This is a genomic window from Bacillus sp. Root131 (assembly GCF_001429475.1).
Lineage (GTDB): Bacteria > Bacillota > Bacilli > Bacillales > Bacillaceae_G > Bacillus_A > Bacillus_A thuringiensis_S.
This window is the reverse complement of sequence record NZ_LMJQ01000001.1, coordinates 1,703,014-1,724,739: the sequence shown is the minus strand read 5'-3', so window position 1 is coordinate 1,724,739 and position 21,726 is coordinate 1,703,014. Positions and strand designations below refer to the sequence as shown.

The following is a 21,726-nucleotide window of genomic DNA, read 5'->3' as shown; positions in this document are numbered from 1 at the left end:
CTCTACCTTTTCACCATTATTTTAATTTAGCAACTCTTTTCTCCATCTCTTTTTGCGTCATCGGCCCAATAAACTTATCTTGAATGACACCTTTTGTATCTATAAAATACGAAGTTGGAATCGTAATTACTTTATACGCTGTTGTCACATCAATGTTCTTGTCCAATAAAATAGGAAAAGTAATTCCTTTTTCTTTAACAAAATTGCTTACCTTTTCTACTCCCCCACCTTTTTCTGAAGGCGTATAATTTATTGCTAAAATTTCTACGTTCTCTTTATGTTCTTTATAGAAAGCTTCCATATCCGGCATTTCTTGCTGACATGGTCCACACCACGTTGCCCAAAAGTTTAAAATCACTTTCTTTCCTTTTAAATCCGATAACTTTACATTCGTTCCATCTAACTTCGTTAATTCAAAGTTTGGCGCACTCTTCCCTATTTCGATACCATTACTTGCAATCATCTCTTTCATAGCAGCTTCACTTTTTTCTTGCTCCCCTTGTACCGCCTGATCTTTTTTACCAAATTGTTCATAAGCTGCATATCCCGCTAAACAAAGTAACACTACAATAATCGTAAGCTTCCGCCACATTTTATATCACCCTAACGTATTTATCTTCTTATTAACCTAATTACCCAAATACTATATACCTTATTTTAGCTTATACGGACGAGCTTGGAAATATTCACAGTCGAAATAATTAGAATATTCTTATTTAAAGTGAAATTTTTTCCTTTTTATCATATAATTAGAAAAATAAATGAAGTGTTGCTTATCTTCTTATGGACCCATTCACCTTTTTACTCTCGTAGTTATAAACCTACAACAAAAGGGGGATTTTTTATGAATTCATTCGAAAAAACAACATTATATATTCTTAGTTTTCTTTTATACCCAGTCGGTATTATTACATGGATCATTTCACTCTTTAGTAAAGACCTTAAAAAAAAGAAAGTAGGGCGTATTTGTCTCTACGTCTCTCTAGTCTCATTCGTCCTTTTCTTAATTCTTGGAATTGCCACTTTCCTTACGACCGCTACCTTTAACGTTGATCTGAATCATTCAGAATCTATCGAGTATCAAATAAATGATGCTGAATAAAGATAAGAGCAGTACTCTTATCTTTATTCACATCACTTGCAAAACGAATGACTATTTATTAATTTTTTAGGACTTCCACATGCAACAATACGTCCTTCTTTCATTATGACAACACGATCTGCTAGTATCGCTTTCTCTACATCATGTGTTGCCACAATTCTCGTGACCTCTCTTCCTAATCCTTCTATCATATTCCAAATAGTTTCTTGGTTGCTCGGATCTAATCCCGCAGTTGGTTCATCTAAAATAATAAGATTCGGATTTGAAACAATGGCACGTAATAATGCAAGACGTTTTCTTTCCCCCCCCCCCGAAAACTCTTCACCGCTTTTATGTAGTACAGTTTGAAGCCCTTCCGATAAACCTCTAATTATCGGCTTCACATTTACAAGCTCAATATTTTTTTCTAACTGATTTTCTAAACCCTCTTCCTCGAAATACATATTCTCTTTTACTGTCGTCCGAAAGAAACGAGGTTCTTGCCACACTGTAGTCATACGAGCCTCATCACCATAATAAACAATGTTACCATTAGATGGTTTATACAACCCTGTCATTAATTTTAAAAGCGTTGTTTTTCCTGCGCCACTTTCTCCTACAATAATAACGAGTTCACCTGGATTAATTTGCAAATCAATATTATGAATTCTGCATTTCTCTTCATCATTCTCCTGAAATGAAACATTTGTTACTGTCATCCCCATCGCTCTTTCTACCTTACTATCTGCCACTCGTTTATCTAAAAAGGAAAAAATTCTATTTGCCGAAGCGACTGCAACTTGTGTCATCATTAATAAATCGCCAACGTAACGGACTGGAAAAAAGAGCATTTCAATTGTGGCTAACACGGCAACAATTGAGCCAACTTCCATTTCTCCCTTCATTATTTTTTGCGCGCCTATAATGAGAACAACGATATATGCCCCTGTTTCAATCACTGTTCCAACTACTCCAATGCAGTGTTGCATCATCGTCTTCTTTACTTCCGATTTATAAGATTGTGCCGTTACTCCTTTAAATAAGCGAATAGCCCATTTTTCTTTTTGTAAACTACGTAAATCTTGTATACCCTTTACAAACTGTGACACCATCTCTACAACACTCGATTGATTTTTTTGAGCAACGCTTGCAATATCTCTTACCTTTTTTCCCATCAGTATTGGAACAATTGTACTTAAAAATAAAAACGGAGTTACCCACAATATAAACTGTATATCTATATGTTGTAGTGCTATGAAAGCTCCAATAAATTGGGCAATAGCGTGTATATACTCTATTAACATAAAGCCATATAATCTGATCCAGTTCGGAATATCAGATACGACCCAAGTTTCTAACTCCCCTTGCTTGATCTTCTCACTCTCTTCAAACGGTAATGAGAAATAGTGACGCAATAATTCTATACGTTTCGTTTGTAATATACGTTGACTCGCTTTTGAACTTATATAATCAAATAAAAGATTGTTCGTCCACATTAAAAAGCGAATACCCGCAAACAAAGCTATATATAAATACGCACCTTTTAGCTCCCTTTGAATAAGATTGTCTACAATTAATCCCATGAAAATTGGGCGTGATAAATTTAAAATGGTAGCAATTATCCCACTACATACAGCTGCCATTACTAATATTTTCTCTTTTCGTAACGGCCACAATATTCTTTTATATTCTTTCATGACGTTCCCTCCACTTTTCGTAGTAAAAAGAAAGGGATGAAACCATATGGTTTCATCCCTTTCCATAAAATAAGGAAGCTAACTATTGTTAGCTTCCTTATTTTTCATTTCAATTATTTAGTTTGACACTTTTGACTCTTCGATTTTCTCACGAAGAACCATTTGCAGAATACCACCGTGACGGTAGTAGTCAATTTCTACTTCACTATCGAAACGAGCTACTACTTCAAATTGTTTTTCGTTGCCATCTAAATCAGTTGCAACTACTTTTACAAGATCGCGCGGTCTAACTGTTTTGTCAATTTGAATTTCAAATGACTCGTTACCAACAAGACCTAACGTTTCAGCACTTTCGCCATCTTTAAATTGAAGTGGTAATACACCCATTAATACTAAGTTACTGCGGTGAATACGTTCGAAGCTTTCTGCGATTACTGCTTTAATACCTAATAAGTTAGTACCTTTCGCAGCCCAGTCACGAGAACTTCCCATACCGTAATCTTTACCAGCAACAACTAGAAGACCTGTTCCATCTTCTTTATATTTCATAGCAGCATCATAGATTGATGTTACTTCACCAGTTGGCCAATATGTTGTATATCCACCTTCTGTTCCTGGTGCGATTTGGTTTTTAATACGGATGTTTGCAAATGTACCACGCATCATAACTTCATGGTTACCACGACGAGAACCGTAAGAGTTAAAGTCAACTGGTTGTACGCCGTTTTCTAATAAATAGCGTCCAGCTGGTGTGTGCTTACCAATTGAACCTGCTGGTGAAATATGGTCTGTTGTTACAGAATCACCAAATTTACCAACTATGCGTAAACCTGATAACGTTTCAACTTCACCTGGCTCTTTAGATAAACCTTCAAAGAATGGTGGGTTTTGAATGTATGTTGAATCATTATCCCAAGTATATAAAGCTTCGTTTGAAGTTTGGATTTCATTCCAACGCTCATTGCTGTTAAATACTTGTGCATATTCTTTCTTGAACAATTCAGATGTAACAACGCTTTGAACTACATCTTCAATTTCTTTAGCTGATGGCCAAATATCATTGAAGTAAACAGCATTGCCATTTGCATCTTTACCGATTTCATCATTTTTCAGGTCAATATCAACAGTACCTGCAAGTGCATATGCCACAACAAGTGGTGGTGATGCTAAGTAGTTTGCTTTTACAAGAGGATGAATACGACCTTCAAAGTTACGGTTACCAGATAAAACAGATGTTACTAGTAAGTCGTTTGCTGCGATTGATTCTTCTAATTCTGGCGCTAATGGACCAGAGTTACCGATACAAGTCGTACAACCGTAACCAACTGTTTGGAAACCTAATTGATCTAAATATGTTGTTAAACCGGATTTATCTAAGTACTCAGTAACAACTTTAGATCCTGGTGCTAATGATGTTTTTACGTACTCAGGTACTACAAGTCCTTTTTCAATTGCTTTCTTCGCAACTAGACCTGCTCCAATTAATACGTATGGGTTTGATGTATTTGTACAGCTTGTAATTGCAGCGATTGCAATTGCACCTGTTTTCATCGTTACTTCTTTATCTTCTAATGTAACCTTCACTTCTTTATCGAACTCTTGCTCATTAAATCCAAGTCCTTGTGTTCCAACTGGTGCTAAAACAGCTTTGTGGAACGCATCTTTCATATCTGAAAGTGGAATTAAATCTTGTGGGCGTTTCGGTCCAGAAAGGTTAGATTCGATTGTATTTAAATCAATTTCAACAAGATCAGTGTAGATTGGATCTTTACTATCTGCTGTATAGAATAAACCGTTCGCTTTACAGTATTCTTCAACAATACGAATTTGCTCTTCATCTCTACCTGTTAAACGTAAGTATTCTAATGAAATATCATCGATTGGGAAGAATCCACAAGTTGCGCCGTATTCTGGTGCCATATTTGAAATTGTTGCACGGTCAGCTAAAGGCATACTCTTTAGTCCATTACCGAAGAACTCAACAAATTTACCAACTACACCTTTTTGACGTAATACTTGTGTTACTTTTAATGCAACGTCTGTTGCCGTAGTACCACTTGGAAGTGTGCCAGTTAATTTCACACCGATTACTTCAGGTACTGGGAAGTATGAAGGCTGTCCAAGCATTCCTGCTTCTGCTTCAATACCACCAACGCCCCATCCAAGAACGCCGATACCGTTAATCATTGTTGTATGTGAGTCTGTTCCAACTAATGAATCTGGGTATGCAACTAAGTCACCTTCAGCATTTTTCACAGCATGAACAACTGGTGCTAAATATTCAAGGTTTACTTGGTGTACAATGCCTGTAGCTGGTGGAACTGCACGGTAGTTATCAAATGATTTTTGTGCCCAGCTTAAAAATTTATAACGTTCTTCATTACGTTTAAACTCTAAGTCCATGTTGAATGCAAGCGCGTCTGCCGTACCCGCTCTATCAACCTGTACAGAGTGGTCAATTACAAGGTCTACAGTAATTTCAGGATTAATTTTGTCAGGATCCCCACCCATGTCTGCCATTGCTTTACGAAGCGAAGCCAAATCAACAACAGCTGGAACACCAGTGAAATCTTGTAAAATTACACGAGATGGTTTAAATGGAACATCGATATCTTGCACATCTTTCGTTCCCCATTTCGCTAAATTTGTAACATGCTCTTCTGTGATTACACGTCCGTCTACTTGACGAAGTACTGATTCAAGTAAAACTTTCACGGAATATGGTAATTGAGATACGTTGCCAACCCCTGCATTTTCAAGCGCTTTCAAATCATAATAATGATACGTTTTTCCATCTACTTCAAAAGTTGCACGTGATTGAAATGGATTATGTTTGACCATTATGTTTCCCCCCTGTTAAACGTGACTAAGTTGTCTGAATATAAAATGTAGACAAACTTTTCAATACCTTACGATAATATCTTATTACAACTTTCTAAATAAGTAAATAATAAGAAACTTATAGATTATCATAAGTTTTCTTTATGTTTCTAAATTTGAATAGCTTTCATGCTCCTTATGAATACTATTATCATAAAGTAAAGTGCTCTATCAGCGATTTACTTACAGTTCATACATACTATGAACTGCTCATCATTCAACATACAAAAAATGTTATAGAGGTGAAATAAAATGGGTAAAAGAAAAGCAAATCATACTATTTCAGGAATGAATGTTGCATCTGCACAAGGACAAGGAACTGGTTACAATGAAGAATTTGCAAACGAGCCTTTAACTCCAGCAGAGCGACAAAATAATAAGAAACGTAAAAAGAACCAGTAAAGAAAAATCCCAAAAGGTCTATTTTCCTTTTGGGATTTTTTCTAATGTTTATAACGTAGTAATTCCGAAACCGTTACAAATCGATAGCCCTGCTTTTTCAACTCAGGTAAAATTTTTGCTAGCGCTGCTACCGTTTGACTACGATCATTTCCTCCATCATGTAACAATACAATATCGCCACTTTTAGCATTTTTCACTACATGATTTACAATGGATTCAACCCCTGGATCTGCCCAATCACGTGGATCTTGATGCCATGACCATAGAACAGTTTGATAACCAGCTTCTTTCGCTGTTTTAAATACAGCATCGTTAATATATCCACCAGGAGGACGGAATAGCAAAGGTTCTTTCACCCATTTTTCAAAAAATTTCTTTCCATCTAAAATATCATTTTCTAATTTTTCATCTGACGAATTACTCGCATACAAATGATTCATCGTATGATTTCCAATTTCATGTCCCTCTTTTAACACTTGGTTCACTAAATATGGATTGCGCTGAACTCGAAATCCAATCATAAAAAATGTCGCTTCAGCCTTATATTGACGTAATAAATCTAAAACTTGCGGTGTATATGTTGGATCTGGCCCATCATCAAATGTAATTGCAATAATTTTTTCATTATTAGGTACTTCCCATGTTACATAACCAGTTGGTTCTAACTCTTTTCTGAGCAACATTTTCGCTTCCACTTTTTCCACTTGAAATATATGTACTGCGCATAATAAAGAAAAAACTATTAAAAGAATTTTCTGTTTTAACATAACGTTCACTAAAGCAGCAAGGTTGTCGAATAGACAACAACCTCATTTACTTTTCTAATTGATCTACATTTCGCATTATATTTTGGAGATTATTTTCATATTGCTCAAGTTGTGGACGTTGTGTTTCTGAAGCTACCTCTAGTGCATTTTGAATTTGTTCATATGCTTCCTGAACCTCTTGGCGTAACTCTTTTAAATCATGACCATAGTTAGGGTCATTCTTCACAATATTATTAAATGCATTTTCTGCTTGTGTAACTCCTTGCTGTGCCGCTTGAAAGGCTTGTTGATTATCTTTATGATATGGCATTATATAATCCCCTTTCTATAATAGTTAGTCCCCTTTATCTTTACCTTTTTTTCTAAAAACATTCTTGTATAAAATCGTCAACTTCTCTCATTCTAAAAAGAAAGAGGAGGTGTAACATATAATGAGTAAAAACAATCGTGAATCTAAAGAAAAAAAAGGACAACCTGAGCCATTAAGCGGATCTCATAAAGTAAAAAACCGTAACCATTCACGCCAAAAAAAACATGCACATCATGATATGTAATAAAAAATATTCACATACCGTGCACATTCAACATAAAATGTTTGTATTTCATCATTTATTCTTCACCTCTGTTTCATTCATGCATAACATGATATGAATTGATATTTTACGGAGGGTGTCTTACATGGGCAAGAAAAAGAAGAATTGTCTTTTTCATGTTGATGGTTTCGAAGAATGGATGGATCAATTTTGTTCCGATTCTTATAGTAACTTTAGCTTTCCAAATCAAATTCACATCGACCTTTGCGAAACTGAAGAAGAATATATTTTGGAAACAGATGTACAAAATGTCACTGAACAAAATGTACTCATTAAAAAGTTAGAGACAGGCCTAGCTATATGCATACTTCATAAAAACATTTCCTTACAACGAACAATCCCTTTACCTACTACTATCATTTATAAAAAGATGCTAGCCTGCTTAGAAAACGGATTTTTAGCCATTCATATTTCCAAAAATGAAGTTGCTGATAAGCATGAAAAAAAAGTTCTTTTTTCAAATTAAGAGTTAATATAATATAAACTAAGCCCCAGTTGGTTACTGGGGCTTATGTTATTTCGCATGCATTTCTATATTAGAATTTGCATCATATCTTTTTTTCGATAAACCTTTTGTAACTAAAAGCACAGGAAATGCCACAGTTGAAAATATAGCTAGTGCTGAAAATACTACAAACCCATTTTGGTAGCCGTAGTAATCGAGAAGTACTCCTCCAAACCACGGACCTATTACTGCTCCAATTCCCGAAAAGCCCATCGCACCGAAGTATGTTCCTTTTAGATGCGCAATAGCAATATCATCAATAAATACATCCGTCATCGAAAACATTAAGACTTCTCCAATTGTAAAAATAATTGTACAAACGGCAGCACTTAGCATAGATTCTACTATTCCAAAGCCAAATAATCCTCCGCTTACAAATAAAGTCCCCACCATAATTGATGTTAACGGTGTATACTTTTTGCACATTTGAATAACAGGGTATTGGATAATCACTACAACAATCGCATTTAAAGCTAACATATATGAAAATAATTTCACTCCATCCTGAAATATATGTGCATTTGCAAAATATTGAGATACTGTTGTCGTTAAGTGAGAAAAACCACAATTACTCAAAATAATACCGACTAAAGCAACTAAAAATACGACATCCTTTCGCAAAATGCGAATTGCATTTAACATTGTGACAGGTTTTTCTGTATTTATTTTCTTTTTTTCAATTGGATACTTCTTAAATTGGAATGCTAATATAGCTGTATATAGAATGTACACTCCAGCTGCTACTAAAAAAGGAATTGTAGATTTTGCGCTTCCAATCTGTAATCCGACAAGAGGGCCAATCGCCACTCCAACATTGATTGCACCGTAACGCAAATTATATACGAGTAAACGATACTCTGGTTTCGTTAAATCTGATAATAATGCTCTTGATGTTGGCTCAAAAAACGACCTACATAATCCATTTAAAGCGTTTAATAAAAAGAAACTTAAAACATGATCCGCAAGTGAAAAACCTATAAACACAAAAATCCAAACGATCATGGACCAGAGCATAATCGTTTTCCGGCCAAATCGATCTGATAAATTCCCTCCGATAAAACTAGCAAAAACACCAACAAGTGCACTCGTTCCGATAATAGCACCTGTCATTCCAGCTGATACACCTTTAACAGTCGTTAAATAAATTGCTAAAAAAGGAATGCTCATTGACGTGGCGAACCTCGCAAATAAAGTCCCTATTATAATTGTCATTCCTAACGGATGAATATTTTGTAACTTCCCCTTCATCACTAAACCTACTCTCCCCGTTCTTACATAAAAAAAAGAAAGCAAAGGATCTGCTTTCTTTTCCTTTTTCTATACTTGAGCTGTTGATACCCGAGTTGTTCTCGTTATGTCCATATCAATTCCATATGTGAACTGTAATTCTTTACACACATCTTTAATTAAGATTGCGACATTATACTTTTCATTAAATTGTAAAACTATGTTTTCTACTTCTTCATATGTATACTTATATTCCCCTGTAATGACACTTTTTAAATCAAAGCATTCATTTATACAAAGTTGCACAAGTAGCTGGTCATATTTCTCTATTACATCTTCTTTCTTCCACAGTAACTCTTTTACATATAACCGATCAAACTTCACACTTTCTCGATTACAATCCGTTAAAATCCGGGTCATTTCATTTAATTCTCGATACAATTCAGAAATATTTTTACTTAAACTAAGAAGTTTATCTACGCCGTTTTCATATAACATATTCATTCCACCCCCGCATTTTCTTTTTCTTATTATAGCAAGAAAATTCTAAAAATAGTTTCTTTCTTCTGAAATATTAGAAAACTAATTTCAATTGCTTTACAATGAAACTAGTGAACGCGAAAGGGGAAAGAAAATTGGAGCAAAAATTATATTACACTGACGCTTATAAGCAAGACTTTACTACAAAAATTATAAAGCAAGATTATGATAAAGACGGTAACTTATACGTCGTTTTAAACGAGACCGCATTTTATCCGACAGGTGGCGGACAACCGCATGATACTGGCACATTAAATGATATCGATGTAATCAATGTAGAAGAGATACATGGGGAAATTCGTCACTTCATTGTAGAAAAATTACATACAGAAGAAGTAGAAGGTAAAATCAATTGGGAGCGCCGTTTTGATCATATGCAGCAACATGCGGCTCAGCACATTTTATCTGCTGCTTTTTGGGATCATTTTAACATACCTACGATTGGATTCCACCTTGGTAAAGAAACGGTAACAATTGATTTAGAAATAGAAAATCTTCATACAGAAACGGTTGAAAAAGCAATAAACATTGCCAACAAAATTGTTTTCGAAAACCATCAAATCCATATCGAATGGATGAACTTAGAAAAAGCGAAAACATTCCCCCTTCGTAAAGAACCGACTATAACAGAAAATATACGGGTTGTTATTATCGAAAACTTTGACTACAACGGCTGTGGTGGAACGCATCCGAAACGAACTGGTGAAGTTGGTCCTATTCAAGTACTAGGATGGGAGCGCAATAAAGGTGGTATACGCTTAACGTTTATCGCTGGTTGGCGTACACTTAAATTAATGGGACAACAGCAACAAATTATGAAAGATGTTTCTAAACAATTAAACAGTAGCGAGAGTGATATCCCAGCAAAAGTAGCACAACTTCTTACTTCTCAAAAAGAAAATGAAAAAGCAATACAAACAATGAATGAAAAATTATTATTTGCAGAGGCAAATGAACTACTTCTACAGCCCATAAAAATTCATGCTGACATACTTATTTCTAAAGTATTTACAAATCGTTCTATGCAAGAAATCGCAAAGCTTTCCGCTATTATTACAGAACAACAAGAGCATGCAATTACGTATTTCGTCATCGAAAATGATGACAAACTACAATGTATTCTCGCTTGCGGAAAATCAGTATCACTCGATATGAATGCTCTTTTAAAAGACGCTCTTCCTACAATCGAAGGAAAAGGTGGCGGAAATAAGAAGAGTGCTCGCGGTGGCGGGAGAGCAATTATGAGCGGAGATGAATTTTTAAATCAGCTTGTTTCTTCTTTACAGTCGGCGGTGTAAAGCATTTTTAGTAAGGATAGCTAACAGCTATCCTTACTCTATACTTACAAACCAATATTTTGTTTCAAGCCTTGATAACTCCCTGCACTTGCAAAACCTTCACTTATAAGAGTGATAAAAGTTTCCGAAAAACCATATTGACTTAAATCTTTAATCGGTACCATTTGCACATCATGAATTGGATTATGATCAAATTCATTAGAGGGTAACATAATTTCCCCTGTAAGCTTTTCAAGTAGAAATGTAATATGTAATAAAGATAGACTGGCATCCGGTTTATCACAAACATAGAGTAGCTTCTTAATTTTAACTTCTAATCCCGTTTCTTCTCTCATTTCTCTAATCATCGCCTCTTCTAACATTTCACCATTCTCCACTCTTCCTCCAGGTAAAGACCAATTCCTATTAGCAACTTTTTGCTTTACTAGCAATAATTTTTCACCTTCAATTAAAATTCCCGTAACACGAACTTGCATTACATTTTCCATATGTAATCTCCTCTTCCCATTATATTTACAAATTACCCCTTCCATAAAAAGAACGTACGTTTTATAATTGAAGAAAATTATGGAAGAAAGTAGTTGTTACATTCATGCGTCCACCTTTAACAAAGTCTATATCACTTGAAGATTTCCAAAACTATTATTGGTTAAAAGCAGAACTCCAAACATTTTGTCGTGAGAATGGGTTGCCAGCTAGCGGCTCTAAGATTGAAATAACCGATTGTATCTCACATTATTTAACTACGGGGAAAGTCTTAAAAAACAGCTCTGGGCAAAAAGTGCGTAAAGCTTCCCTCTCTTATAAAGACCTTTCTCTTCAAACGATTATTACTAACAATCACCGCTGTAGCGAAGATGTTCGTGCTTTTTTCAAAGAAAAAATCGGAACAAACTTCCGCTTTACAGTAGCTCTTCAAAAATTTTTCAAAGAGAATGTTGGAAAAACATATGAAGACGCGGTAGCTTTTTGGCATGAAGAAAACGAACGAAAAAAAGACCCTACATACAAAACAACTATCGGTGCACAATTTGAATACAATCGCTTTACTCGTGACTTTTTCGAAGATCCAAATAATAAAGGGAAAGCAAAAGCTGATGCGATTGCTGCTTGGAACGAAATGAAAGCGAAGCCTGGTAGCAATATTTATGTTCCTCAAAAAGTAGAAAACTAGTTACCTCGCTAGTCTTCTACTTTCTCAAATAATAGCGCAATCCCTATCCCGCCCCCAATTCCTAATGTAGCAATTCCATATTTCATAGACTCTCTTTGTGCCTGATAAAACAAACGTGTTACAAGCATAGCACCAGATGCACCGTACGGATGACCGAGCGCAATTGCTCCACCATTTACATTTACTTTTTCGTACGGAATTTGTAACTCTTTTGCGCAAGCAACAACTTTTGAGGCGAATGCTTCATTTATTTCAAAATAATCGATGTCCTCTACTTTTACATTCATTTCGTTTAATAATTTGTTCACCGCAAATATCGGACCAGTCCCTGGAAGCTTGGGATCCACTCCCACTACAGCACTACGAACGAAACGAAGGACAGGTTTATAACCTAACTTTCGGGCTTGTCCCTCTTCCATTACAAGAACGGCACATGCTCCATCATTTACACCGCACGAATTACCTGCCGTTACTGTTCCATTTTGTAAAAATGCGGGCTTTGTTCTTTTAATGATTCGTTCATAATTCATTTCTAGCTTTATAGATTCATCTAATAATCCATTAAAAGAAAATATTTCATCATGTATATATCCTTTTTCTAACGCTTGCAGTGTCCGCTTATAACTAAGACAAGCATACTCGTCTTGCATTTCTCTCGTTATGTTATAACGCTCCGCAACATATTCAGCCGCTACTCCCATGTCAGGATCACCAATTGTTTCAGGTGAAAATCGTGCTCTTTTTTGAAAAGGTGACGTACTTGTACTCTCTACTCCCCCGGCGATATAACACTTACCTGCCCCGCCTTGAATGAGATGACACGCAGTTCGAATTGCTTCTAAACTAGCACCACATTGCCGATCAATCGTTACACCAGGAATATGATAGCCAAGTCCCGCCTCTAAAGCAGATAGTCTCGCAATATTCCCTCCTGGCCCCACAATATTCCCTAACATGACATCGTCTATTTCTCTCTCAATCCCTTTACTTAAAAACGTAAGAAGCGGCGTTACTAATTGCTGAACTTCATACTCTTTTAACATCCCATTCTTCTTACCGATAGGTGTTCTTTTCGCCTCTACAATAACTGCTCTATTCATATATTTTCTCCCGGTTTTCAATCATACTTTTTGCTTCCATACGAGCGATTTTCCCACTATTTGTATAAGGTATTCCATCTACAAAATGCCATTCTTTCGGTATTTTAAAAGAGGATAATCTCTGTAAGCAAAAACTCTTTAATTGTTGTTTCGTAGCACTTCCTTTTACGATCGCGAGGGGCTTTTCACCCCAGTAACTATCTTTCACACCAATTACAACTATTTCATCAACAGCTGGGTGTTCATGTAATACACTTTCTATTTCTTCTGGATAAATATTGATTCCTCCAAATAAAATCATATTCTTCTCTCTACCAACAATATATATAAAGCCTTCTTCATCTTCATAGCCTACATCTCGCACTGTCATCCAGCCTTCTGCATTCAACTCCCGTGTTAAAACCCCATCTATTATGTATCCCATAAAAAACTGATCACTTTTCACATAAACAGTTCCTATTTCACCTTTTTGTACTTCTTCGCCTGCTTCATTACATATTCGAACTTGCACATTATGACAAGGTTTTCCTACTGAATTTGGCCTTCTTTCGCTTTCTGCATCGACTAGTGCTGTTACAAAACTTAACTCTGATGCACCATAAAATTCATATCTTTTCGCATAAGGAAATATATTCTTTATTTTTTCTTTCGCTTCAGCTTCCCACTTCGCTCCTGACGAAATAATTTTCACTTTATTTTCTATTACTCTATTTTCTTTATATAAAGATTCAAGCATTGTCGGAACTGTATACATAACTGATATATTTTCAGTTTCTAACTTATCTAGTACTTGATTTGGAATGAACTTTCTCATAATGTACACCGTTTGTCCTACATATAATGCACTTATTGCCCCGTATAAGAAAAGAGAATGAACGAGCGTCCCAGCTATTAAAATCGAATCCTCCCTTTTCATATGAAAGTCATGTACATTACAATCAAAACTATGAACCCACGATTGTTGTGCACGTAAAAATGGTTTTGCTGTTCCTGTTGATCCTGATGTAAATCCCATATAAAAAGGAGCATTTTGTAAACTTTCTACAGGATTATATGTAGGAAGATAGTTCTCTATCATTCTTTTCCACTCATCAATTTCAATTACTCTTCCTTCTTCATCCGGTAGATCATTTACCTTATATCGCTCTGTCACAATCACATCCGGATTACTAATTGCAATTCTTTCTTTGAGCTCATCCTCTTTCCACTTTATATCTAACGGCACACAAACCCATCCAGACATCGCAGCCCCAGCAAATAGTTGTAAAAACTCCATACTATTTTCTAATACAATTGCTATCGTTTTATTCTTCGATTCTTTTTCATTCAACCAGTTTGCTACTTTACATACTGACTCAAACCACTCTTTATATGTTAATACTCGATCATTTTCCTTTATTGCTATTTTACTTGATAGTAAAGAGGCATACTTTTTATATTCTTTTGTAATCCCCATTTGAGACGTCCTTTCTTTACAAAATAATAAAAAGAAACACGCAATGAACGTGTTTCTTCTCTTTCTTATCCCGCATTTGTATATTTCCCACTCTTTAGAGCAGGCGTAATAATATGTTTCAATGAACGATGTAATTTCGTTACAAGAATTGCTGCTATAATCGCTTTTATGCAATCACCTGGTAAAAATACGACACTCACTTTCATCGTCTGCCATATAGAAATATCCATTACGAATGCTTGTACAATGATACCAAATACATAAACTACGAAAATACCACCAATTATATTAATGCATAATACTTTTATAATAGAAACTTCACGTAAACGCTCAATTAAATAACCAATAACAAATGCTCCTACAATATAACCAAGTAAATATCCTGCGCTTGGCCCAACAAATATACCTGGACCACCTCGTCCACCTGCAAGTAATGGTGCCCCAACTCCAACAATAAGTAAGAAAATAAGCTGACTTAACGCACCAAGACGTGATCCTAACAATCCACCAGCAAGCATAACACCGAGTGATTGTAATGTAATCGGAACTGGTGTAATAGCAAGAGCAATTGGAGGTATTAACCCTAACACTCCCATAATAGAACTAAATAAAGCGACGAAAACTAAGTTTTTTGTATTCATATTTGCTTCTCCTATTTGTAAACTTAAAACGATTTTTAGATAACATATTATAGGAGTTATATTATCTTTCTATTTAGTATTTGTCAACTTATTTTAAATATAGGTTTACAATTATTTTTTCAATTATTTCTCCTTATGCAAATGCTCAAGTTCTTTCCGAAGCGCCTGTTTTAAAAACTTCCCAACAGATGTTTTCGGAATTTCCTGCATAAATACAATATCGTCTGGTAACCACCACTTTGCAAACTGTGGTTTTAAAAATTCATATAGTTCTTCTTTTGTAACAGTGCTATTTGCCTTTTGTACAACGCAGGCAACTGGACGCTCTTGCCACTGCGGGTGTGGAACTGCAACAACGGCCGCTTCAAATATAGCATCATGTGCCATTAAAGCATTTTCAAGGTCAACTGAGGAAATCCATTCTCCCCCGCTTTTAATAACATCTTTCGTACGATCAACAATTTTCACGCAGCCTTCCTCGTCAACTGTAACAACATCACCAGTATATAACCAACCGTCTCGGAATCCTTCGACAGTACGATCATCGTTATAATAGCTTTCAGCAATCCAAGGTGCTCGTAAACATAACTCTCCCATCTCAGTACCATCCCACTTCACTTCACCGTTTGTACCGACTACTTTCATCTCTACACCAGGGACAAGATATCCTTGTTTTGAGCGGATTTCTAATTGCTCTTCATATGATAATTCTGTTTCATAACTTTTTAAACGTGCAAGTGTTACGAGTGGGCTTGTTTCAGTCATACCATATGCATGTACGAAAGGAACATTATATTTTTGTTCAAATGCTTTAATAACGCTTTTCGGTGCAGCAGCACCACCGCATAATATTCTCGTTATACTAGATAAATCGTAACTATTATTTTCTAATTCTTGTAATACACCGAGCCAGATTGTCGGCACACCTGCTGCTATCGTTACTTTTTCAGCTTGAATCATCTCTAATAAAATTTTTGGAGTAAACATTGGTCCTGGCAGAACTTGTTTAGTTCCAAACCAAGTAGCTGCAAAAGGAAGTCCCCAAGCGTTCACATGGAACATCGGTACAATTGCCATCGCCGCATCACTTTCCGATAAAGCAGCTGTATCCGCTAAACCGAGTGCCATACAATGCAGTACAGTACTACGATGCGTATATACAACACCTTTTGGATTCCCTGTAGTCGCTGACGTATAACACATACCAGCAGGTGTATTTTCATCAATATCTTTTACAAATTGGAAATTTGGATCGCCTTCTTCTAATAGTTTTTCATAATGATATACAGGTTCTAGCGTAGTATTTGGAAGTTCATCTTTATCAGTCATAATAATGTAGGCTTGTACAGTTGATAATTGTGATTGAATATTTTCAACGAGTGGTACGAGATCTTCATCTATAAGTAGAATGCGATCTTCTGCGTGCTGAATAATGTATGAAATATGTTGAGGAGATAAACGAATATTAATTGTGTGCAAAACAGAAGCAATACCAGGAATAGCAAAATAAGCTTCCACATGTCGATGATGATTCCACGCTAACGTTCCTATACGCTCGCCTTCTTTAATTCCTAATTTTTTTAACGCACTAGAAAGCCTTCTCGTCCTTTCACCTAACTGCTTATACGTTAACGTCGTAACTGTATCATGTGTCCGTGAAACAATTTCTTTCTTTGAAAACAGTTTTTCTGCTCTTTCCATCATAGAACTAATTGTTAGCGGTACATTCATCATCATATTGGTTATATCCCCCTTTAAAGCGTTTTCATTTTTCGTTCATTATAACAGACTTCTACAAATGATTACGACATTTTTCTGTATTTTCTGAATTATTTCTTTGGAAATAATTCAGAACGATAAAAAACATGTTTTGAATACATTGATTCGAAACATGTTTTTTATTTTTTATAAACTATCTACCTTTTTCCTTACTTTCTTTTTCAATTTAAAAATAAAACGATTACTGTATTCCTTATTTTCTACTAAAATCCGATACGTCTCTAACACTCCTAACACACGTACAAAAAGATAAACTCCGATAGCAATAAGTACAACACAATAAGGGTAATACTGCACTAATTCTCCTGAAGTTATATGCTTTTTCTCAAACAAAAACGGAATCGCTCCTGCTGCAATAAAACAAAATCCAACGATCACTACTGACGCATACTTCTTCTTAATAGTCGCATATCTTTTTGTCAATTCTTTTAGAAAGTTTTGATCAAATAGTAGTTCTTCTTTTTTTAATACATTGTATCTACTCTCTTCTATTGTTACAGGTACCATCATTGCTCCAATTCCAAGGACAGCAATGATAATAACAAGGAATGTCGAAATTGTTGCATTTTCTTTAAATAATAAATACGGTATTGTAGATAAAATGAGCAAACTAAATCCTAGCGCAATATATTTAGAAATTTTTTGCCCATACACTATATACCCTTCTGCCATTTCCTGACTTACGTAATAGCCCTCCACATTTTCATTACTTTGCTCAGCAGTTTCTTTTAATAAATAGTCGAGTGATACTTCAAATACCTTTCCAATCATTATTAACTTTTCAGTTTCAGGAAATCCTTGACCGTTTTCCCATTTACTAACTGCTTGCCTTGTTGTTTTTAATTTCTCAGCTAACACTTCTTGAGAAAGACCCTTTTCCTTTCTTAATTTAAAAAGCTTCTCACCAAATTCCATATGTGTGTCCCCTTCGTTTTCTTAACTAAATTGTATGTAAACATTGTCACTATCTCTATCTTCCTACGGTTGCACTTTGTCAACTTACGGTTGCGATTGTGTTATATAGCGGTTTTTCATACGATTTAGCTAGTTTTCTTCTACGATTATGACATTAATCAAACATTTCATTCCAATAACAAATTATAACAATTAAAGGTAATTATTGTTACAAAAAAATAAAAACTCCCTTATTCATTTAAAGGAGTTTTCGATATGAAATATTCCAAGAAGGGCTAATTTTCTTTCTTATATTAATTCACAATTTCTTCTATATATTTTTTGTATGTTGTGCAACGATTAATAAGCATCCCACACAGTATATGTTGTCATCTCTTTATATAAGGCATACTCATATATATGTAAAATATTACTCTTATTAACTTTTCTAATAAAGTCACTTCCCAATAATCATAACGGCTTCTGCTTAAACTTTTCATAATGTCGTACTTTTAATAGAAGGATATTCCCGCAATCTGTACAAATATAAGCATCCACCGGTGAAGATGTGAACATCGTTTCCTTTTTCCGTATTTGTGCATATCCGACAAACTCACCTTCTCCTATGTTTTGAGAACCACAATTAGAGCATGCCTGCACGGCTTTTTGTTTCATGAGAGCACCACCTTTAATCTGTTTCCACTCCCTTCGACAGCTCACTTCCATTTCCCTTCCAAAAAACCTCTTATTCTCTCACATTTCAACAGGAATCTCAAAACAAAAATCGTATATATACCATGAAATATATTTATTAATGGAGGAATTTTATGACTACTGTTATAACACTCGATATAGCCACAGAAATTGAAAACGCAGAAATACATATGCTCTCTTCTAGACTAAAAGCATTACAAGCATTAGCTGAAAATCCAATGCAAGTACAAATGAAAAAGTTCGGGAGTGCCACTGCCTTTTCATCAAAAATAATTGCTGGTCCAGCTTTTAATACGGTAAAAGGTATTACATTTACAAATACAGATGAGATAGATGAAATCGTCTCTTATTATCAATCGCTACAAATCCCTTGTCGTTTTGAAATTACACCCGCTCAAGGTACAGCCAAATTATTTCAATACTTATCTCAAAGAGGATTTTACCAATCCAGCTTCCATACCGCTTTATATAGTATACCGAGAGAAGACCCTTCCCTTCTTCCTTCTAACATTTCAGTACGCGAACTAAAAGAAAATGAATTTCATATTTTTGCAGACATATACGTACGCGGATTTAACATGCCATCCTTTACAAAAGATGGCGTCCATCAAAATAACGAAATTCTCTACAATAAACCTGGCTGGCATTTTTTCATAGCCGAAGTTCAAAACACTCCTGCGGGTATTGGTGTCCTGTATATAAATAATGGGATTGCATCATTAGCTGCTTCTGCTACTTTGCCAGAATTTCAGCGTAAAGGCTGTCATACTGCATTAATTCAAAAACGAATAGAGACGGCTATTGAATCCAACTGTAACTTAGTAGTTGGACAAGCAAAGTTCGGTAGCAGCAGTCAAAATAATATGGAACGTGCCCATATGAAAATTGCTTATACGAAATCAATATGGACTGCAAAAGACATGTAATTTACATTCTTTCTCTTCTCATTACAATTTTATGACACTTTCTTTTCTATCCTATTAATCATTTGAATATTCAAACTATATTTGTTACGCTATTACTAGATACATCATTCAGCTTGCACTATGAAAAGAGAATTCTAATCAAACTACAAGGAGGAGAAATGTATGACTAAACATGATCATGGTTTAAAAGAAAAAGTAGAAGGTGCTATTGATAAGGTAAAGGGTGAAGTAAAAGAAGTTGTTGGGAAAGTAACTGACAATAAGAAATTACAAGCTGAAGGAAAATGGGATAAGGTGAAAGGCACTGCTAAAGATACAGTTGGTAATGTGAAAGAAAAAGTACATGAATATAAAGAACATAAGAAAGAAAAATAAAAAAGAGCCCATCGGCTCTTTTTTATTTTCCTTCATTCTTCTCTAACACGTATAAATCTTCTTCAATATTAGTTAATTTCTCACTTACAAGCTTTCTTGCATCTCCAATTGCTTGATTGTATGCAAATGGTCCAACTAATTTAATCATCTCTTCTATTAAACGCTCTGCTTGGAAACGTCCAATTTCATCTAAATCTTCTTCCATGAAAAATTGCTGAATTTGTGCTACAAGCTCTTCTTTTTTATCATTTGGTATTTTTATATTCATCATCGTTGTTACTCCTCTATATTTAAGATAATATCTTCCTTAACTCTACCATAGAAAAACGATTACCAGGACAGCTTTTTGTAACTCCTTCTAACTCCCTATGACCGAGTATATTCTCTTTCTTTATAGCAAATTGCTTCATAAATATTTTACATAAAGAATATAATGCATTCACTTGTGCAGGAGTTGGATCGTATTTATCAAAATTTCCCGTCATACATATCCCAATTGTATGGCGGTTATGATCTTTCGCATGCGCTCCAATATGTAAACCTCGTCCTTCCACTACAGTTCCGTCCTCTTCGATAAAATAGTTGTAACCAATCCCACTCCACCCTTTTACAGTTTGATGAAATTCATGCGTTTTATACACGTCCCATCCATCTTCAGCTGTATGGTGAATAATCAGTTTGTTTACTTTTTCTAAAGGAACTAATTCATCTTGAAATGTTAGATTGACACGTTTAATTTCCATTTGAACTGCCTCCTCTTAAAAATCAATCATAATAATCGTTTTATCATCTGGTCTTATTCTCTTTTCCCCTTCCAGCTCTTCAATGATTGCTACATATTCGTTTATACTATTCTTTCTTATATATGCAACTGTTTGTTCGAGTGGCCAATCTGGGTGAAATAACCCGTCTGAACAAATAAAAATTCCACTCACTTCATCTATATGTAATTCACCATGTTGTAAATAATGTATCGCTTCTTTCATTCCATTTGCAACTGAATAACCATTTGGCATATTTGCAAGATAACGATTGTACTTTAACTGTTCTCGAACATCTTGAAAAACATGTTCCTCCGGGACAGATAAACCTTTCTTACGATCTTCTTCCCTCTTCCTTTTTGCTCGGTTACTAATTCCTTTAACTGTGTCTTTCGTTAATACTTGCATCGTTCCATTTTGAAAAGTTGCGACAATCATACAGTCCCCAAGCTGCGCATATTCAATTTTCTCACCATCTATTTGAACTGCCGCAATACATGTACACCACAAATGATCTTTCTTTCTCGTATCTACTTTATATTCCAACATTTTGCTTTGCAATGCTTCATTTGCTTTTGCAACTGCAAATCGTAACCTATGATTCTCTCGTAATGAAGTAAAATAACTTGCAAATAAATGCGAAGCGATGTATGCTCCATTATGTCCATTTTCATCACCAAACGGGACAAGTGGTGTTGCACCGTCACATACACCATAAATCTTTTTTTCTTTATTACAAAAATAAGAATCCTCACATTCTTGCTTCAACGGGCTTTTCTGTTGATATGTTTTTATCTTCACAACTGTATCCCCTTTCAAATAATAAAATACTCAAATTATTTTGATTAATCTAATTTACCGAAATAAACTGTTTTTACCCAAAACTTTCAATATCATATATAATCTTGAAATAATA

Annotated in this window: 25 protein-coding genes; 8 read left to right on the top strand and 17 right to left on the bottom strand. The window is 35.1% G+C overall.

Features of this window, described 5'->3' with window-relative positions; all coding sequences use genetic code 11:
• Positions 1–16: 16 nt before the first annotated feature.
• Positions 17–592 (bottom strand): redoxin domain-containing protein, encoded by a 576-nt coding sequence (locus ASE54_RS08645; RefSeq protein ID WP_000269061.1) that lies wholly within the window; start codon positions 590–592, stop codon positions 17–19.
• 252 nt (positions 593–844) lie between these two features.
• Between ASE54_RS08645 and ASE54_RS08640 the strand changes: the two genes are divergently transcribed.
• Positions 845–1,102 (top strand): hypothetical protein, encoded by a 258-nt coding sequence (locus ASE54_RS08640; RefSeq protein ID WP_001083890.1) that lies wholly within the window; start codon positions 845–847, stop codon positions 1,100–1,102.
• Between the two features lie 32 nt (positions 1,103–1,134).
• Here the strand turns inward: ASE54_RS08640 and ASE54_RS08635 are convergent, their stop codons facing one another.
• Positions 1,135–2,844, bottom strand: coding sequence for an ABC transporter ATP-binding protein (locus ASE54_RS08635; protein WP_103656404.1), 1,710 nt, complete (start codon positions 2,842–2,844; stop codon positions 1,135–1,137).
• A 51-nt stretch (positions 2,845–2,895) separates the two neighbouring features.
• Positions 2,896–5,619, bottom strand: coding sequence for an aconitate hydratase AcnA (gene acnA / locus ASE54_RS08630; RefSeq protein WP_000238552.1), 2,724 nt, complete (start codon positions 5,617–5,619; stop codon positions 2,896–2,898).
• 291 nt (positions 5,620–5,910) lie between these two features.
• Between acnA and sspO the strand changes: the two genes are divergently transcribed.
• Entirely contained in the window at positions 5,911–6,060 is a 150-nt protein-coding gene (gene sspO, locus ASE54_RS08625; RefSeq protein WP_000518060.1) for a small acid-soluble spore protein O, read from the top strand.
• Between the two features lie 41 nt (positions 6,061–6,101).
• Here the strand turns inward: sspO and pdaB are convergent, their stop codons facing one another.
• Both pdaB and ASE54_RS08615 read right to left on the bottom strand, forming a co-directional pair.
• The gene (gene pdaB, locus ASE54_RS08620) at positions 6,102–6,827 is read right to left on the bottom strand and encodes a polysaccharide deacetylase family sporulation protein PdaB (RefSeq protein WP_000917689.1); all 726 of its coding nucleotides are present in this window, start codon (positions 6,825–6,827) and stop codon (positions 6,102–6,104) included.
• Between the two features lie 46 nt (positions 6,828–6,873).
• A complete protein-coding gene (locus ASE54_RS08615) occupies positions 6,874–7,137 on the bottom strand; it encodes a hypothetical protein (RefSeq protein ID WP_001146303.1) in 264 nt (87 codons plus the stop codon).
• A 121-nt stretch (positions 7,138–7,258) separates the two neighbouring features.
• Between ASE54_RS08615 and ASE54_RS08610 the strand changes: the two genes are divergently transcribed.
• Positions 7,259–7,381, top strand: coding sequence for a small acid-soluble spore protein P (locus ASE54_RS08610; protein WP_000042142.1), 123 nt, complete (start codon positions 7,259–7,261; stop codon positions 7,379–7,381).
• A gap of 124 nt (positions 7,382–7,505) precedes the next feature.
• Positions 7,506–7,886 (top strand): Hsp20/alpha crystallin family protein, encoded by a 381-nt coding sequence (locus ASE54_RS08605; protein WP_000516758.1) that lies wholly within the window; start codon positions 7,506–7,508, stop codon positions 7,884–7,886.
• A 48-nt stretch (positions 7,887–7,934) separates the two neighbouring features.
• On the opposite strand, the gene ASE54_RS08600 is transcribed toward ASE54_RS08605, so the two are convergent.
• A complete protein-coding gene (locus tag ASE54_RS08600; RefSeq protein ID WP_002082353.1) occupies positions 7,935–9,173 on the bottom strand; it encodes an MFS transporter in 1,239 nt (412 codons plus the stop codon).
• Positions 9,174–9,242: 69 nt separating this feature from the next.
• Positions 9,243–9,650: a hypothetical protein gene (locus ASE54_RS08595; RefSeq protein WP_000965134.1), complete on the bottom strand. Its 408-nt coding sequence runs from the start codon at positions 9,648–9,650 to the stop codon at positions 9,243–9,245.
• 137 nt (positions 9,651–9,787) lie between these two features.
• Here ASE54_RS08595 and ASE54_RS08590 point away from each other — a divergent pair, with 137 nt between their 5' ends.
• Positions 9,788–10,990: a serine-tRNA(Ala) deacylase AlaX gene (locus ASE54_RS08590; protein WP_000435889.1), complete on the top strand. Its 1,203-nt coding sequence runs from the start codon at positions 9,788–9,790 to the stop codon at positions 10,988–10,990.
• Positions 10,991–11,034: 44 nt separating this feature from the next.
• On the opposite strand, the gene ASE54_RS08585 is transcribed toward ASE54_RS08590, so the two are convergent.
• On the bottom strand, positions 11,035–11,478 hold the full coding sequence (locus tag ASE54_RS08585) for an NUDIX hydrolase (RefSeq protein ID WP_000432582.1): 444 nt from the start codon (positions 11,476–11,478) through the stop codon (positions 11,035–11,037).
• 104 nt (positions 11,479–11,582) lie between these two features.
• On the opposite strand from ASE54_RS08585, the gene ASE54_RS08580 reads away from it, so the two are divergent.
• Positions 11,583–12,164, top strand: coding sequence for a DUF6434 domain-containing protein (locus ASE54_RS08580; RefSeq protein WP_001247749.1), 582 nt, complete (start codon positions 11,583–11,585; stop codon positions 12,162–12,164).
• 8 nt (positions 12,165–12,172) lie between these two features.
• Here the strand turns inward: ASE54_RS08580 and ASE54_RS08575 are convergent, their stop codons facing one another.
• The 6 genes from ASE54_RS08575 to ASE54_RS08550 form a co-directional block, all read right to left on the bottom strand.
• A complete protein-coding gene (locus tag ASE54_RS08575; RefSeq protein WP_001078012.1) occupies positions 12,173–13,264 on the bottom strand; it encodes an acetyl-CoA C-acyltransferase in 1,092 nt (363 codons plus the stop codon).
• A complete protein-coding gene (locus tag ASE54_RS08570; RefSeq protein ID WP_000513183.1) occupies positions 13,257–14,720 on the bottom strand; it encodes an acyl-CoA synthetase in 1,464 nt (487 codons plus the stop codon). The genes ASE54_RS08575 and ASE54_RS08570 overlap by 8 nt, the downstream gene beginning before the upstream one ends.
• A 65-nt stretch (positions 14,721–14,785) precedes the next feature.
• A complete protein-coding gene (locus tag ASE54_RS08565; protein ID WP_001093320.1) occupies positions 14,786–15,361 on the bottom strand; it encodes a biotin transporter BioY in 576 nt (191 codons plus the stop codon).
• A 123-nt stretch (positions 15,362–15,484) separates the two neighbouring features.
• On the bottom strand, positions 15,485–17,098 hold the full coding sequence (locus ASE54_RS08560) for a long-chain fatty acid--CoA ligase (RefSeq protein WP_000980195.1): 1,614 nt from the start codon (positions 17,096–17,098) through the stop codon (positions 15,485–15,487).
• 168 nt (positions 17,099–17,266) lie between these two features.
• The gene (locus ASE54_RS08555; protein ID WP_000394226.1) at positions 17,267–18,055 is read right to left on the bottom strand and encodes a helix-turn-helix transcriptional regulator; all 789 of its coding nucleotides are present in this window, start codon (positions 18,053–18,055) and stop codon (positions 17,267–17,269) included.
• A gap of 450 nt (positions 18,056–18,505) precedes the next feature.
• The gene (locus tag ASE54_RS08550) at positions 18,506–18,709 is read right to left on the bottom strand and encodes a hypothetical protein (RefSeq protein ID WP_000810191.1); all 204 of its coding nucleotides are present in this window, start codon (positions 18,707–18,709) and stop codon (positions 18,506–18,508) included.
• Between the two features lie 152 nt (positions 18,710–18,861).
• On the opposite strand from ASE54_RS08550, the gene ASE54_RS08545 reads away from it, so the two are divergent.
• Positions 18,862–19,674, top strand: coding sequence for a GNAT family N-acetyltransferase (locus tag ASE54_RS08545; RefSeq protein WP_000214258.1), 813 nt, complete (start codon positions 18,862–18,864; stop codon positions 19,672–19,674).
• A gap of 162 nt (positions 19,675–19,836) precedes the next feature.
• Complete coding sequence (locus ASE54_RS08540) at positions 19,837–20,049, top strand: CsbD family protein (RefSeq protein ID WP_000160410.1); 213 nt, start codon at positions 19,837–19,839, stop codon at positions 20,047–20,049.
• A gap of 22 nt (positions 20,050–20,071) precedes the next feature.
• Here the strand turns inward: ASE54_RS08540 and ASE54_RS08535 are convergent, their stop codons facing one another.
• Genes ASE54_RS08535 through ASE54_RS08525 form a run of 3 tightly spaced genes read right to left on the bottom strand, consistent with a single transcriptional unit; the run spans position 20,072 to position 21,629 of the window.
• The gene (locus ASE54_RS08535) at positions 20,072–20,320 is read right to left on the bottom strand and encodes a DUF2164 domain-containing protein (RefSeq protein WP_000981064.1); all 249 of its coding nucleotides are present in this window, start codon (positions 20,318–20,320) and stop codon (positions 20,072–20,074) included.
• 19 nt (positions 20,321–20,339) lie between these two features.
• On the bottom strand, positions 20,340–20,792 hold the full coding sequence (locus ASE54_RS08530; RefSeq protein WP_000403998.1) for a peptidoglycan recognition family protein: 453 nt from the start codon (positions 20,790–20,792) through the stop codon (positions 20,340–20,342).
• A gap of 15 nt (positions 20,793–20,807) precedes the next feature.
• Complete coding sequence (locus ASE54_RS08525) at positions 20,808–21,629, bottom strand: protein phosphatase 2C domain-containing protein (RefSeq protein WP_002162635.1); 822 nt, start codon at positions 21,627–21,629, stop codon at positions 20,808–20,810.
• Positions 21,630–21,726 lie beyond the last annotated feature (97 nt).